Raw genomic sequence first — 13784 nt, forward strand, 5'->3', positions numbered from 1 at the left:
GGCCCCGCCGGCGGGCTCACTCCTCGCCGCCTTCGCCGCCCTCACCGCCTTCGTTCTTGCTGCCCCCGTCCGGAGCTTCTGCTGCCGGCTTGTCCTGGGCAGGGGCGCTGAGGCCATTCTCGCCGCCCTCCTGATCCTTCGACGCGGGGGCCTGGCCGCAGCCCATGGTGGCCGTGATCAGACCTGTGGTGACCAGAAACAGGGCAACGCTCGAGCGGGCCATGGCAAAACTTCGAGGTGGAAGCGATTGTGCCGCAGCGCCGCCGCGACGCCCGATCCGATGCCACGGTGGCCTCTGACCACTCGGCCATGGGACGCATGCACTTCCGTCTCGAACCGCTGCTGAGCGACGGCCAGGTGGAGGAACTTCGCCTGGCCCTGCTGGCGGCGGACGCCCCCTGGCGGGACGGGGCCGAAACGGCCGGATGGCACGCCCGCGGGGTGAAACGCAATCGCCAGCTCGATCCCAGCTCCGCCCTGCACCAGACCCTCGCCTCCGCCCTCAGCGGCCACCTGCTCCAGCATCCGCTGCTGCAGGCCGCGGCCCTGCCGGTGCAGCTGCACAACCTGCGCTTCAGCCGCTGCGGTGTCGGCGAGGGCTATGGCCGCCACGTCGACAACGCCTACATGGCCGGCGGCCGCTCCGATCTCTCCTTCACCCTGTTCCTCAGCGCGCCCGACCACTACCGGGGCGGTGATCTGGTGCTGGAGGACCCGGGCGACGAACGCAGCGTCAGGCTGCCGGCGGGCCATGCCCTGGTGTATCCGAGCTCCCTGCTGCATCGGGTGGAGCCGGTGACCTGGGGCGAACGGCTGGTGGCCGTGGGCTGGATCCAGAGCCGGGTGCGCCGCAGCGACAGACGCGAACTGCTGTTCGAACTCGACACCGCCCGCCGTGCCCTGTTCCAGCAGCAAGGGAAGAACGACATCTTCGACCTGCTCACCCGCACCTACACCAACCTGCTGCGGATGTGGGGGGAGTGAGGGGCATGGGGGTCCCGGGGATCGAACCCGGCTAAGGCGAATTATGAGTTCGCTGCATTCACCAGATTGCTAGACCCCCTGACACCGCCTGGCCGGCGGCCGTGACTGTTTACCAGAGACCCCGAATCGGCGGGGTCCAGGTGGTGCTGGCTGGCGGGCTGACGTAGGTGGGGCCGGCCCCCGCACCAAGGCTGCTGCTGAAGCCGTTGGTGATGTCGGAGGTGCGCAGGGGCATCAGGCGGCTCTGATCGGTGAGCATCACCGAGGCGGTGTTCTCGACGGCGGTGCCATCCCAGATGATGTTCTGATCAGGGAAACCGAAGGCGACGATCTTTCCTCCATCCCTGCCGGGGATGGAGAGACCCAGTGGATCGGTGATCTGATGCAGCAGATTGACGCCCTGGGCAAAGGGCGCGGAAAAGCTGTAGAAGCGATGCTCCATCAGCTCGGGAGCCGAGCGGGTCACGCCGCAACGGGTGACCTCCACCGGACCGGAGCCGGCCGAGGCAGGCCTGGGCGCTTCAAGGGTGGTGGTGCACAGCACCGGTCCGGCGAAGGCAGGGGCCAGGAAAGAAACCGCAGCGAACGGCACCAGGGCCGACAGAGGTGCGGCGAGGACGGCGGGCACTGCCAGGATCGATGCTGTCATGGGGTCATAGGCCCCAGCTACGGGGCGATTTGCACGCAGGTTAGCGACCTCTGACGCACTTCACCATCGCTTCCCAGCCGCACCAGCCGCCGCCTCACCACGATCCGCCACCACCGATGGTCTCCCTGCCCTCCAGCACCAGCCAACAGCGTTCCGCCCTGCTCGCCCTGCTGGCGGAGCGGGCCTACCGGCTGGGCGACTTCACGCTGGCCTCGGGCCGCCGCAGCGAGCATTACGTCAACTGCAAACCGGTGAGCCTGAGCGGCATCGGCCTGGCCCTGCTGGGCCTGCTGATGCTGGAGCAGGTGGAGGCGGAGGCCAGCGCGGTGGCGGGGCTGACCCTGGGGGCCGATCCCCTGGTGAGTGCGGTGGCCCTCCAGGCCGCACTGGCCGGCCGCGACCTCGATGCCCTGATCGTGCGCAAGGAGGCCAAGGGCCATGGCACCGGCGCCTGGCTCGAAGGCCCCCTGCCGCCGGCCGGATCCCGGATCACGGTCCTGGAGGACGTGGTGACGACCGGCGGCTCGGCCCTCAAGGCCGTCACCCAGCTGCAGGAAGCGGGCTATGCGGTAAGCCGGGTCGTGGCGATCGTGGACCGCCAGGAAGGTGGGGCGGAGGCGATGCAGGACGCCGGCCTTGACCTGCGCAGCCTGTTCCTGCTCGAGGAGGTGGCCGCCACGGCCGCCGGGCTGCACGGCGCGGCAGGCTGAATCCCGCCCCAAGCGACGCCATGACCTCCTCTTCCTTGCCGACGTCTGCCGCGGCCGATCCCTGGGACTGGACGCCACCGGTCCTGAGTCGGTGGTCGCAGCCGGTGGGGCTGCTGCGTCTCGACGGTCCCGACACCTTGCGGGTGCTGCACGGCCAGACCAGCCAGGCGCTCGAAGCGGCCCGACCGGGCCAGTGGCTCGGCACCTGCTGCATCGGCCCCACGGCCCGCCTGGGGGCGGTGGCGGAGGTGCTGGTGGATGCCGATGGGGCCTGGCTGGTGATCGTCGATGGGGATCCCGAGGCCGTGCGCCTCGCCCTTGACCGGGTGCTGTTCCCTGCCGACAAGGTGCGGCTGGGGCCGGTGACTGCAGCCACCCTGCACCAGCCGCTGGGATCGGCTGGGCCGGACGCCACACCCACCGGGACCTGGGCGCCGCTGGCTGGATCATCGGGCTGGCAGCTGGGGGACGCCCTGCTGCTGCCGGCGGATGCGCCTCTGCCGGCCTGGCTGGCGGAGCGGAGCCCCCTGGAGCCGCAGGAGGCGGAACGCTGGCGGCTCCAGCAGGGCCTGCCGGCGGCGCCGGGGGAGATCAACGGGGACACCAACCCGTTTGAACTGGGGCTGGCCGCGCGGGTGAGCCTGACCAAAGGCTGCTACGTGGGCCAGGAGACCCTCGCCAAGCTCGCCACCTACGACGGTGTGAAGCAGCAACTACGGCGCTGGCAGGCCACGGCTTTCCCAGCCGAGGCCGTCGCCGTCGGCACCCCCCTGCGCGACGAGACGGGGGGCCGCGCCGGAGTGATCACCTCCAGCCTGAAATTCCCCGCAGACCAGGGGTGGATCGGCCTGGCCCTGGTGCGCCGGGCCTGGCTGCAGGAACCCGCGCTGCTGGCAGGCGATGCAGCCAACGCCCGGCTGCGGCTCTCGCTGCCGGCGGCGTTTCAGTCGCCACCGGTCGGGGCGGGGGGCGGTGGAGGGGGCGGTAAGGCGTCCTGATCCAGCAGCCAGCGCACCACCGCCCAGGTGGCCAGGCTGTCGTCCTGGTTGTAGCGGAAGATGCGTTGCAGCTTGCGTGCCAGGGCGTCCCGGCTCGGACGCCGCGGCCCGCCGGAACCCTCCCGCCACTGGCGCCACCAGAGCAGGCAGCGGGCGCCGTCGACCCCTTTCTGGCTCCAACTGAAGCCCAGCCAGCCCGCCACGGCTTTCAGCCCGTAGCTGTTCACCGGCAGCAGCCAGTGGCGACGCAGCCGCTGATGCACGTCCACCAGCCGGGCCCGCAACCGCTCCCGCTCCGCCTCGCTGGCTCCCTGGCGCTCGGCCAGGCGCAGCAGGGAGACCGATTCGGTCTCGCCGTAGTGGAGGACGGGCCAATCGGGATAGCGGGCCAGCAGGGTGCTCAGGCGCCGCCAGAGAAGAGCCTCCCCGTGCTCGTGCAGGGCCATCAGGGGCTGGTAGCGGCCCAGGATCTCCCCCGGGCCAGGGGCCTCAGGCCAGCGACCGTCCACCCCGCGCTCCAGCCGCACCAAGCCGTGCAGGAAGTCATCGCGGGCATCGGGGTCGGACTCGATGTCGTAGAGGAGCACGCCGGGGGCCGCCGCCAGCTCGGGCAGGGCCGGGCCGGCCGCCTCGCCGCTGCGCCGGGGCACGCCCTCCTGCTGCACCCTGGCCTGGGCCACCAGCTTGGGGGCCACCTCGCGGTGCTGCTCGCTGTGCACGGCCATGTCCTCGGCCAGCCGGTCCGGATCGGCCGCCGCCAGCTGGTCGAGGCTGGCGATGCCCAGCTCCAGCAACAGTTCGCGGCGCTTGCCGCCGATGCCGCTCACCTCGCTCAGGTGCCCCTCGGCGGCCGCGACCCGGTCACAGGCCCCGCGCCAGCTGCAGAGGGTGCATTTCTTGCGATCACTGACCAGGGGCGGCGGCTCGCGGCGGACCAGTTCGAGGGCCAGCCGCTCCAGGCTCTCGTCGAGTTGACGCTGCAGCGAGCCTCCGAGGGCCAGCCGCTCCCGCTCCAACCCCCGGTCGGCCCCCGCCACCACCAGGCCATGGGACACCGGGGCCCGTTGGTGCTCCGCCAGCAACCGCCCCCAGAGGGCGAGCAAGACGCGGTGTTCACGGGTGAGTCGCCGGCCCTGGCGGGCCAGCACCGGCCGGTAGCTGTGGTCACCCCAGCGGCTGGGCTCCTCGACCCGCTCCAGCAGGCTCGGGTGGGCTTCCAGCCGCAGGCCGCGGGGGCCGGTCCCCACCAGCCGCAGACCCACCACACCGGGCGCACCGGCCCGGCAGGCCGCCTCCCCGTGGCCGGGGCGCTGCGGCAACAGGCTCTGGAAACTGCGCAACTGATCGTCGAGGGCCAGGGCGCGATGGGCGCTCCACGACCGCTGCTCGGACGGACCGTGGAGGTCGAGCCAGGCCCGCCGCCGGCAGCGCACCCAGCTGCGCAGCAGGCGGTCGGTGAGGACGGGAGCGTCCGGGGACTGGGGCATGGGCTGCAGGCTAGGGGGGCCGGTGGCCTGCCATCAGGCCGGCACCCGCCCCAGCCAACCGCAGGGGCGAGCCTGCTACGACCGGCGTGCCCCTTCCTTGCGTCCGCGCCGCGCCATGGCCTCCGCCCCCCTGCCCCTTGAGGCCGGACCGATCCACTTCGGCACCGATGGCTGGCGGGGCATCCTCGGCGTCGACATCACCATGGAGCGGCTGCTGCCGGTGGCCGCCGCCGCCGCCAGGGAGCTGGCCGCCAGCGCCCCGGCGGGCCTGGCCAGCCGGGAGGTGGTGATCGGCTACGACCGGCGCTTCCTGGCCCCGGAGCTGGCCGAAGCCATCGGCGCCGCCGTGCGGGGGGCCGATCTGGTGCCGCTGCTGGCGGCCAGCCCCGTGCCCACGCCGGCCTGCAGCTGGGCGGTGGTGGAGCGCAAGGCCCTGGGGGCCCTGGTGATCACCGCCAGCCACAACCCGGCGGAATGGCTGGGCCTGAAAATCAAAGGCCCCTTCGGCGGCTCGGTGGAGGGCGACTTCACCGCCCGGGTGGAGCGGCGCCTGGCCGCCGGGGGCCTCAGCGTGCCGATCCCCGGCAGCACCGAGCGCTTCGATGCCATGGGCACCTACCTGGCCGGGCTCGGCGCCAAGATTGACGCTGCGGCCCTGGTGCGGGGCCTGGCCACCATCGGTCTGCAGGTGATCGTGGATCCGATGCATGGCTCGGCCGCCGGGGGCCTGCCGGCCCTGCTGGGTGAAGAGGGCGCCTCCGCCGGTGTGATCAGGGAGATTCGCTCTGAGCGGGATCCCCTGTTCGGCGGCCACCCGCCCGAACCGCTGGCGCCCTACCTGGGGCAGCTGATCGCCGAGGTGCGCCAGGCCACGGCCGCCGGTCGGCCGGCGGTGGGCATCGTCTTCGATGGCGACGGCGACCGCATCGCCGCAGTGGACGAGCAGGGCCGCTTCTGCAGCACCCAGCTGCTGATGCCCCTGCTGATCGACCACCTGGCCAGGGCCCGCCGACTGGGGGGCCGCGTGGTCAAGACCGTGAGCGGCTCCGATCTGATGGCCCTGGTGGCGGCCGACCTGGGCCGGGAGGTGATCGAGATGCCGGTGGGGTTCAAGTACATCGCCGCCGAGATGCTGAGCAGCGACGTGCTGGTGGGCGGAGAGGAATCGGGCGGGGTGGGCTTCGGCATCCACCTGCCGGAGCGGGATGCCCTGTTCGCGGCCCTGCTGCTGATCGAAGCCCTGGTGGAAGGGGGGCTGCCCCTTGGTGCCCGGCTGGCAGCCCTGCAGGAGCGCTGCGGTGGCGCCAGCGTCTACGACCGCCTCGACCTGCGCCTGCCGGACATGGCCAGCCGCAGCCGGCTGGAGGCGCTCCTGGCCAAAGATCCGCCGCAGCAGGTGGCCGGTGCTGCGGTGCTGGAGGTGAACCGCACCGATGGCGTCAAGCTGCGCATGGGCCCAAGCCACTGGCTGATGCTGCGCTTCTCCGGCACCGAGCCCCTGCTGCGCCTCTACTGCGAAGCCCCCGACGCCGATCGGGTGCAGGCGGTGCTGGCCTGGGCGCTTCAGCTGGCGGAAGCCATCTGATGGCCGGCCCACTGGAGCCCACCGTGCTGGTGATCGCCAGCGGCAATGCCGGCAAGATCAGGGAGTTCGCCCATCTGCTGGTCTCCCTGCCCTTGGCAGTGCGGCCCCAGCCCGACGGCCTGGACGTGGAGGAAACGGGCACCAGCTTCGCCGCCAATGCTCGGCTGAAGGCCGAAGCGGTGGCCCGCGCCACCGGCCAGTGGGCCCTGGCCGACGACTCGGGCCTGGCGGTGGCGGCCCTGGGCGGCGCACCCGGGGTGCATTCGGCCCGCTATGCCGACAGCGACCCCGCCCGGATCGCCCGGCTGCTGAGCGAACTGGGCGCAGCCGATCAGCAACGACAGGCGCAGGGCCTTCCATCCGATCGCCGAGCCGCCTTCGTGGCCGCCCTGGCGGTGGCCGATCCCAGCGGAGCGATCCGGCTGGAGGTGGAGGGCCGCTGCGAGGGGGTGATCCTGGAGGCTCCGAGGGGCAGCGGCGGCTTCGGCTACGACCCGGTGTTCTTCGTGCCGGAGACGGGCCTGAGCTACGCCGAGATGGACAAGGGCCTCAAGGGCCGGATCGGTCACCGGGGCAGGGCCTTCGCCCTGCTGGAGCCGGAGCTGAAAAACCTGCTGTTACGGCCCACTTGAGCGGCAGAAGCTCTCTCGCCTCCAGCTGATCATCAACGTTCATTGGCAAGATGTCTTAAGCCAACCATCCCTTGCGAATGTGATCACCTAATCAGTTAACATTTCACCAATGATTTGCCTTTGCGGAGGCCAAGGCCTATGCCAATCCCCAAGATCATTCACCAGACATTTGATGCCTACCATAGACTCCCAGACTCGCTGAAAGAGAACTGCAAGGCCATTGCAGCCATGAACAGTGATTGCGAGTATCGCTTTTACGAAGAGAAGGAGATTACCACTCTCATCCAGAACAACTTCGGGGACGATGTCTATGGGCGATACAAACGCATCAATCCATCCTTCGCAGCGGCCAGGTCAGACCTCTTTCGCTACCTTTGCATCTACACCTGAGGAGGTGTTTATCTCGACGTCAAAGCGGATGTGCGCAGGCCCATTTTTCAATCCATTCGTCCAGACGACCACTACATTTTATCCCATTGGGACCAATCCGAAGGCAGTGCCCATGTCGGCTGGGGCAGTCATCCAGAGCTGGACGGCGCCCGCTCATTCCAGCAATGGGTGCTGATGGCCTCACCACGTCATCCCTTTCTGGCTGCCGTCATCGCCACCGTCCTGAAACGCATCGATGACTTCGACGCCTTTCAGTACGTTCGCAACTCCTGGTCAGCTGTGATCCATACCACCGGCGAGGAGCCCTACACAAAAGCCATCCTCAACGTGATGGATCAGCATCCCCATCGGCTTGTCAGCATGGAACGGGATTTCGACATCGCCTACAGCATCTTTGGCTCCAGTGGACGCGATGTGTTTCATCATCAAAAACTTTATTCGAGTTACGCCCTTCAGACAGCTCCTCTGATTCGGCAGAAATGGCCTCTCTCGTGGTTCTTCTCCCTGATCAGTGGGCTCCGCCAGTTATCAAGAGCAGCCAAGTCCATACTGGCTGCAGAACAGTGACGTTCATCACCATCTGAACCAAAGACATGATGGGATAACGAAGAGGTTGGCCTGCTTGTTGCCACCGTGCTCCTCGTGCGCCACCCGGTCTGGACCGCGGGCCGGTCAGGCGATCCGAATGTCACCAACCGAAGGGATCCACCCCTGGAGCTGCCAGGTCACACAGCCACTGAGGATCATTGGATCCTGCAACACAAACGCTTCGGCAGCCGCATGATCCTCAGCCTGAAAAATCATCAGACCACCACCACCAGGTCGGCCTCCGGCATCCACGAGATAACCACTGCTGACAAGCTCGCCGCGGCTTCGGAGCTCACTCACCCACGCCAGATGCGCCCGGAGATGGGGCGTCACCAACTCACGGGGCTGGCAGAAGACTTCGGTCTTGATGAACCAGGCCATGATCTAAGCGTGACAGCACCATGAAATCGCTCGCACCGCCCAGAGGGAGTAGGAAGGAGACGGACGATCGAACGGACCACCCCATGTCGAAATCTCAGCTCAACGCCTTTTTGACGAAGGTGGCAGCGGATCCAGCCCTCAAAGCCAGGGTGGACGCCGCTGCCGACTCCGATGCCGTTGTGGCGATCGCCCTGAGCGAAGGCCACCTTTTCTCTCCCGCCACCCTCAAACGGTCCGAACGGGGCTGAACCGCGGAACGCCCCTGGCGCAGGGCTGACTCAGGCCGCCACCCAGCTGCCATGCAGACCGTGGGGAATCGCCAGGGGCAGCTCCACCAGCGCCTGCTCCTCCATGGTGGCGGCATCCAGCACCACCAGATCGCTGGCGCTGCGAGCTCCGTTCCAGAACAGGCCCAGCACCCAGCCGTCATCCTCGGCGGTCGCTCCGGGCCGCGGCACCATGATCGGCTCACTGACGAAGCCCCTTGGCGCCGCGCTCCAGACCCGCGTTTCCCCACCCTGGAGATCGAGCTTCATCAGAGCCTGGAGCGGATCGTTGCCCCTCTCCCTCTCGGCCACCGCCATCCAGGCGTAGCGGCTCTCGAGCCCCACCCGAGCCGGGGCGACCATGGCAAATTCGCAGGTGCGCTCACTCAGCCGCGTGGCGGTCACCGTGCCACTGACGAGATCCAATCGGCAACGCTCCAGCAACCCCTCCGGGATGCGATCGAAATCCACTTCTCTGTAGTCCTGGTCGGGGCCGATGGAAGGGAAATCGGCGTAATAGATGCTGTCAACCACCACAGCATCACCGTCTTCCCAGGCATTGAGGTGGTGGAACACGAATCCCTCGGGAGCTTCCAGGACCCGTGGCTCCTGGCCGGCGAAGGCCCCGTCCTGGCGGGGAATCAACCAGAACTGGCCCCTGGCGCCGGCGCGGGACTTCAGACACTGGGCGGCCCCTTTACGGCCGAGCACATAGGGGAGGGGGTTGAAATCAATCGCGTTCTGCAGGAACACCGCCCAGTTGGGAGTGATGGCAAAGTCGTGCAGGAAGGCGAAGCCAGGGAAGCTGTGGCTGGAGTCGGCCAGCAGGGTGCCCGCCTCAGAACCTTCAGCCGCGAACTCCATCAGACGCACCGTGCTGCGCGGTCCGGCCTTGACACCGAAGGTCACCATCCGGGGGGCACCGTGGTGGCCGGGGTCGAAGCGGGGGTGGGCACTGAAGGCCTCACCGGACTTGAGGACCCCATCCAGCAGGGTCAGGCCCCGCGTTTCGAGGCTGAGCGGATCCAGCGCATGGGGAGAGCTGGCTTCCCAGAGGGCGAGGAGCTGGTCGCCGAGCCTCACCACATGGGTGTTGGCGATGTTCTTGAGCCGCAGGTCAAAGGCATTGGCCAAGGCCCCACCAGGCTTGGGTGTGCCGAACACGCCGCGGTACAGATAGGTGCCGGCCTTCTCCTCCGCCAACCAGCCCTCCGTGCGCACGAAGCGGTTGGTGAGCAGGGCGCCGCCGGCGCTGAACCGCAGGGCGGTGATCATCCCGTCGCCATCGAAGGGGTGATGGACCCAATGGCCGCCCCGTTCCAGCCGGCCAGGACCATTGCGGTAGAGGGTGCCGCACAACTCGGCGGGGATGGTGCCCCGGCTGGCCACCAAGGGCGCCTCAGTCAGCTCTTCGCTGACATTGCCGAAGGAACTGGCCCAGTCGGAGCGGTCGTAGGCAGGCGAAGCCGCGCCAGCAGGGGAAGCAACGGTCATCGGGTCAGCCCACGGAAAGAACAGCGCCAGGCGCTGGTCCGATTATCACGTAACGGAGTGTGAAGGTGTGGGCGGCCGTCCCGACCTCAGGCCTCGCAGGGCAGCTCCACCGCCGGGCAGGGGGGCTGGGAAGCCGCACAAGGGGCCTCCTGAACCTGACTCGGCAGACAGTCGGCCGCCTGGGCCGGAGCGGCCATGGCGACGGTGGCCGCGAGACCGGCAACGAGCGCAAAAAGGGGTCGCATGGGTCTGGATCGGATCAACGAATGCTAATCGCCAACAGCCGGATTGCCTCCCGCACCGGCCCGCTCCAGCACCCCCTTGCTGCTGGGCACGGCGCCGCCGCGGCGTGGATCAATCTCCACCGCCTGGTTAAGGGCGCGGGAGAACGCCTTGAAGCAGGCTTCGACGATGTGGTGGGAGTTCACCCCCGCCAGTTGGCGGATGTGGAGGGTGAGGCCGGCGTTGTTGGCCACCGCCACGAAGAACTCCCGCACCAGTTCGGTGTCATAGGTGCCGATGCGCTGGGCCGGGATGGCCAGGTCGTAACTGAGGTGGGGCCGGCCGGAGCAGTCGAGGGCCACCTGCACAAGGGCCTCATCCAGGGGAGCCAGGAAGTGGCCGAACCGCCGGATGCCCCGCCGGTCGGCCAGGGCCTGGGCGAGGGCCTGGCCCAGCGCGATGCCCACGTCCTCGTTGGTGTGGTGGTCGTCGATGTGGGTGTCGCCCCTGGCGGTGATCTCCAGATCGAGCAGACCGTGGCTGGCGAGCTGGTGGAGCATGTGGTCGAGAAAGGGGACGCCGGTGGCCACCTGGCAACGACCGGTGCCATCCAGATCCAGCGCGATGTGGACGTCCGTCTCGCCGGTGACGCGATGGATCTCGCCGGTGCGCGCAGGGCCGGTTCGCGAAGAGCTGATGGTCACGCGGGCGAAGGCGATGGGCCTGATCTGAATCATGCCAAAGCCCTCGCAGCCATGCCCTGACGACCGGAAGCGCCCATGGTGTGGAGCGCTACGGCACGGGGCCGCCGGGGATGGTGGTGTGGGCCGTATGCCGACCTGTCCCGGTGCCGTCCTCGACCAGCTGCGCGCCGGGCACCAGCGCTTTCTCGACGGCCATTCGCTCCACCCCCACAGCGATCGCCTGCGGATGCTGGAGGTGGAAGCCGGCCAGAGTCCCGTAGCGGCCGTGCTGGGCTGCGCCGATTCACGGGTGCCGGTGGAGCTGCTGTTCGACACCGGCTTCGGCGATCTGTTCGTGGTGCGCAACGCCGGCACGATGAGCACCGTGGCCGCGATTGCCTCGTTGGAGTACGCCGTCAGCCACCTGGAGGTGCCGGTGATCGTGGTGCTGGGCCACGCCGCCTGCGGCGCTGTGGCGGCGGCCTTCGATCGGGAACTCAGCCTGACGCCGAGCCTGGCCCAGGTGGTGGGCCAGTTGCGCATGGAGCTGTTCAGCCTCGGCGGCGAAGACAACCTGGAAGAGGCCTGCCGCCACCACACCCTCAATGCGGCCCGCAACCTCGTCGATTCCAGCGTCATGCTCACCGACCGGCTTCGCTCCGGACGACTGCAGGTGGAAGCGGCTTACTACAACCTGCACACCACCAGCATCGAATGGATGGGCGCCGTGATGGCGATGCCGCAGGGGTGAATCATCGCCCCCGGAGCATCCTGGGGATCCATCATCCAGCGTCTGCCGGCAGCACGCGTGCATGCCACTTTCATCGCCCCTGGGGCGCTCAGCCGGCGCGCTGTCGATAGCGGGCCACCCAGTGCCTCCCCTACCCTTGGCGGAGGATGCCGTTCGGGATCCCATGTCAGACAACCCCTTGACGGCAGCCATGACGAGCCCGACATCGGCGGCGATCTCTCCAAAGCTTGTGTATGTGCTGACGACGAATTGCAGGGATCCCTATGCCGACATGGTCCTTGTTTCGATGCTGTCCGTTGGCCTTTCCAATCCGGAGATCACCACCGTGCTGGTGGTCGACACCATCAGCATGGAGGCCCTGACGGCAAGCAACCACAAGTTGCTTGAAATCAGCGATTCCGTCATTGCCATCGACACTCCCCCAGGTTCAGGTGTCTTCCGGAGTCGCTGGATGAAGACGCAGGTTGGTCATTTCATTCAAGGGGCCGTGATTTTCATTGACGCCGATACCATCGTCAGAAGGGCCATTGATTGGCCGAGACACTTCAACAGCGGTTTCGGGGCCGTGGCAGACGCACCTTACGTGGAAGCCAGTGAAGATCCACACAGGCTTCAAGTCAGCGTGGACATCGGCTGGAACCAGGATCGGACTTACTACAATTCGGGATTTTTTTACTACGTTTCATCACCGGCCATGGAGCGCTTCTTTGAGACGTGGCATTCGCTCTGGCAGGACAACAGGGACAGGACCAACAACAAGGATCAGCCGTCCTTCAACGCCGCCATTACCCTCGCCGCTTTCGACGAACAGGAACTTCCTGAAACGTTCAACCATCAAATCACTATGTCCTGGAAAGACTGCCAGCGCAGCAAGGTGTGGCACTTCTGGGAGTCATCACGCATGCCTGGTGACATCCTCGACGAGCTGACCCGTCAGTCGGCCGATCTGCCCATCGGCCAGTTAACTGAGAAAGTTCGACTGGCCATCAGCAAGAATACTCCCGCCGCCTACTCCAACCGCCAGGCACGAGCCTTGGAATTCCTGTCCATCGATCCGGAACTGCAAAGAAAACTTCTGATTCAGAAATCAAGGCTTTCAACAACCGAATTCCTGCGATGGTCCCTACGGAAGCTGGTGGGCCGTTGACCCTGTCAGTGGTCAGAGTGACTCACATCCCCGTGATGCAATACCCCGCATCCACGTAGATCACCTGGCCGGTGATGCCGCTGGCCAGCGGGCTGGCTAGGAACGCCGCCGTGCTGCCCACCTCGTCCTGGGTGACGGTGCGGCGCAGGGGGGCCTTGGCCTCAACGTTATGGATCATGTCGAGGATGCCACCGATCGCCGAGCTGGCCAGGGTGCGGATCGGGCCGGCGCTGATGGCGTTCACCCGCACCTGCTGCTCGGGACCCAGCTCGGCCGCCAGGTAGCGCACCGAGGCTTCCAGGGCCGCCTTGGCCACCCCCATCACGTTGTAGTTGGGGATGGCCCGCTCGGCGCCCAGGTAGCTCAGCGTGATCACGCTGGCCCCCTGGCTGAACAGCGGCTTGGCGTGGCGGCACAAGGGCGCCAGGGAATAGGCGCTCACCTCCAGCGCCCGGGCGAATCCCTCCGGGCTGATGGCGCTGAAATCACCCACCAGCTCGTCCTTGCCGGCGAAGGCCAGGCAGTGGATCAGCACATCCAGCGAGCCCCACTGCTGGGAGACGCGCTGGAACAGCGCCTCGATCTGGGCCGGGTTCTGCACATCCAGGGGCTCGAACAGGGTGGGGTTCAGGGGGGCGGTGAGTTCGCGCACCTTGCCCTCGAAGCGGCCCCGTTCGTCCGGCAGGTAGGTGATGCCCAGTTCGCAGCCCGCCGCGGCCAGCTGCTGGGCGATACCCCAGGCGATCGAGCGGTTGTTGGCGATGCCGGTGACGAGGGCCTTCTTGCCGCGCAGATCAAGGAGCATGGGGAGCAGGGC

The 13784-nt window shown here is 67.8% G+C and carries 17 protein-coding genes and 1 tRNA gene; 9 read left to right on the plus strand and 9 right to left on the minus strand.

The features are described from left to right. Positions 1-16: 16 nt before the first annotated feature. Positions 17-223, minus strand: a complete 207-nt coding sequence (locus VB739_RS04700; protein ID WP_323355958.1) for a hypothetical protein — start codon at positions 221-223, stop codon at positions 17-19. Between the two features lie 95 nt (positions 224-318). On the opposite strand from VB739_RS04700, the gene VB739_RS04705 reads away from it, so the two are divergent. Further along, complete coding sequence (locus VB739_RS04705) at positions 319-984, plus strand: Fe2+-dependent dioxygenase (protein WP_323356002.1); 666 nt, start codon at positions 319-321, stop codon at positions 982-984. Between the two features lie 6 nt (positions 985-990). Here the strand turns inward: VB739_RS04705 and VB739_RS04710 are convergent. Beyond that, a tRNA-Ile gene (locus VB739_RS04710) sits at positions 991-1063 on the minus strand. A gap of 30 nt (positions 1064-1093) precedes the next feature. Next, on the minus strand, positions 1094-1633 hold the full coding sequence (locus VB739_RS04715) for an Occludin/ELL family protein (RefSeq protein WP_323355959.1): 540 nt from the start codon (positions 1631-1633) through the stop codon (positions 1094-1096). Between the two features lie 116 nt (positions 1634-1749). Here VB739_RS04715 and pyrE point away from each other — a divergent pair, with 116 nt between their 5' ends. Both pyrE and VB739_RS04725 read left to right on the plus strand, forming a co-directional pair. Then, complete coding sequence (pyrE, locus tag VB739_RS04720; protein ID WP_323355960.1) at positions 1750-2343, plus strand: orotate phosphoribosyltransferase; 594 nt, start codon at positions 1750-1752, stop codon at positions 2341-2343. A gap of 20 nt (positions 2344-2363) precedes the next feature. After that, positions 2364-3341: a folate-binding protein gene (locus VB739_RS04725; RefSeq protein WP_323355961.1), complete on the plus strand. Its 978-nt coding sequence runs from the start codon at positions 2364-2366 to the stop codon at positions 3339-3341. Here the strand turns inward: VB739_RS04725 and VB739_RS04730 are convergent. After that, entirely contained in the window at positions 3287-4828 is a 1542-nt protein-coding gene (locus VB739_RS04730) for a TM0106 family RecB-like putative nuclease (protein WP_323355962.1), read from the minus strand. The two genes, VB739_RS04725 and VB739_RS04730, sit on opposite strands and share 55 nt — an antisense overlap. A 115-nt stretch (positions 4829-4943) precedes the next feature. On the opposite strand from VB739_RS04730, the gene VB739_RS04735 reads away from it, so the two are divergent. The 3 genes from VB739_RS04735 to VB739_RS04745 all read left to right on the plus strand — a co-directional run bounded on the left by VB739_RS04735 (position 4944) and on the right by VB739_RS04745 (position 8002). Continuing rightward, positions 4944-6413: a phosphoglucomutase/phosphomannomutase family protein gene (locus VB739_RS04735; protein WP_323355963.1), complete on the plus strand. Its 1470-nt coding sequence runs from the start codon at positions 4944-4946 to the stop codon at positions 6411-6413. Further along, a complete protein-coding gene (gene rdgB, locus VB739_RS04740) occupies positions 6413-7045 on the plus strand; it encodes an RdgB/HAM1 family non-canonical purine NTP pyrophosphatase (RefSeq protein ID WP_323355964.1) in 633 nt (210 codons plus the stop codon). Before VB739_RS04735 ends, rdgB begins: the two co-directional genes overlap by 1 nt. Positions 7046-7465: 420 nt before the next feature. Next, a complete protein-coding gene (locus VB739_RS04745; protein ID WP_323355965.1) occupies positions 7466-8002 on the plus strand; it encodes a hypothetical protein in 537 nt (178 codons plus the stop codon). Positions 8003-8107: 105 nt separating this feature from the next. On the opposite strand, the gene VB739_RS04750 is transcribed toward VB739_RS04745, so the two are convergent. Then, complete coding sequence (locus tag VB739_RS04750) at positions 8108-8404, minus strand: YciI family protein (RefSeq protein ID WP_323355966.1); 297 nt, start codon at positions 8402-8404, stop codon at positions 8108-8110. Between the two features lie 83 nt (positions 8405-8487). On the opposite strand from VB739_RS04750, the gene VB739_RS04755 reads away from it, so the two are divergent. After that, positions 8488-8652 (plus strand): Nif11-like leader peptide family natural product precursor, encoded by a 165-nt coding sequence (locus tag VB739_RS04755; RefSeq protein ID WP_216907551.1) that lies wholly within the window; start codon positions 8488-8490, stop codon positions 8650-8652. Between the two features lie 30 nt (positions 8653-8682). On the opposite strand, the gene VB739_RS04760 is transcribed toward VB739_RS04755, so the two are convergent. The 3 genes from VB739_RS04760 to hisB form a co-directional block, all read right to left on the minus strand. Then, a complete protein-coding gene (locus VB739_RS04760; protein WP_323355967.1) occupies positions 8683-10164 on the minus strand; it encodes a carotenoid oxygenase family protein in 1482 nt (493 codons plus the stop codon). Between the two features lie 86 nt (positions 10165-10250). Then, positions 10251-10409, minus strand: coding sequence for a hypothetical protein (locus VB739_RS04765; RefSeq protein ID WP_323355968.1), 159 nt, complete (start codon positions 10407-10409; stop codon positions 10251-10253). Between the two features lie 24 nt (positions 10410-10433). Further along, complete coding sequence (gene hisB / locus VB739_RS04770; protein ID WP_323355969.1) at positions 10434-11123, minus strand: imidazoleglycerol-phosphate dehydratase HisB; 690 nt, start codon at positions 11121-11123, stop codon at positions 10434-10436. A 94-nt stretch (positions 11124-11217) separates the two neighbouring features. On the opposite strand from hisB, the gene VB739_RS04775 reads away from it, so the two are divergent. Together VB739_RS04775 and VB739_RS04780 are read left to right on the plus strand one after the other, a co-directional pair. Further along, on the plus strand, positions 11218-11820 hold the full coding sequence (locus VB739_RS04775; protein ID WP_323355970.1) for a carbonic anhydrase: 603 nt from the start codon (positions 11218-11220) through the stop codon (positions 11818-11820). Between the two features lie 190 nt (positions 11821-12010). Beyond that, a complete protein-coding gene (locus VB739_RS04780; protein ID WP_323355971.1) occupies positions 12011-12967 on the plus strand; it encodes a hypothetical protein in 957 nt (318 codons plus the stop codon). Positions 12968-12989: 22 nt separating this feature from the next. On the opposite strand, the gene fabI is transcribed toward VB739_RS04780, so the two are convergent. After that, positions 12990-13772, minus strand: a complete 783-nt coding sequence (gene fabI / locus VB739_RS04785; protein WP_323355972.1) for an enoyl-ACP reductase FabI — start codon at positions 13770-13772, stop codon at positions 12990-12992. Positions 13773-13784: the final 12 nt, after the last annotated feature.

Source organism: Cyanobium gracile UHCC 0281 (assembly GCF_034931305.1).
Taxonomy (GTDB): Bacteria; Cyanobacteriota; Cyanobacteriia; order PCC-6307; family Cyanobiaceae; genus Cyanobium; species Cyanobium gracile_A.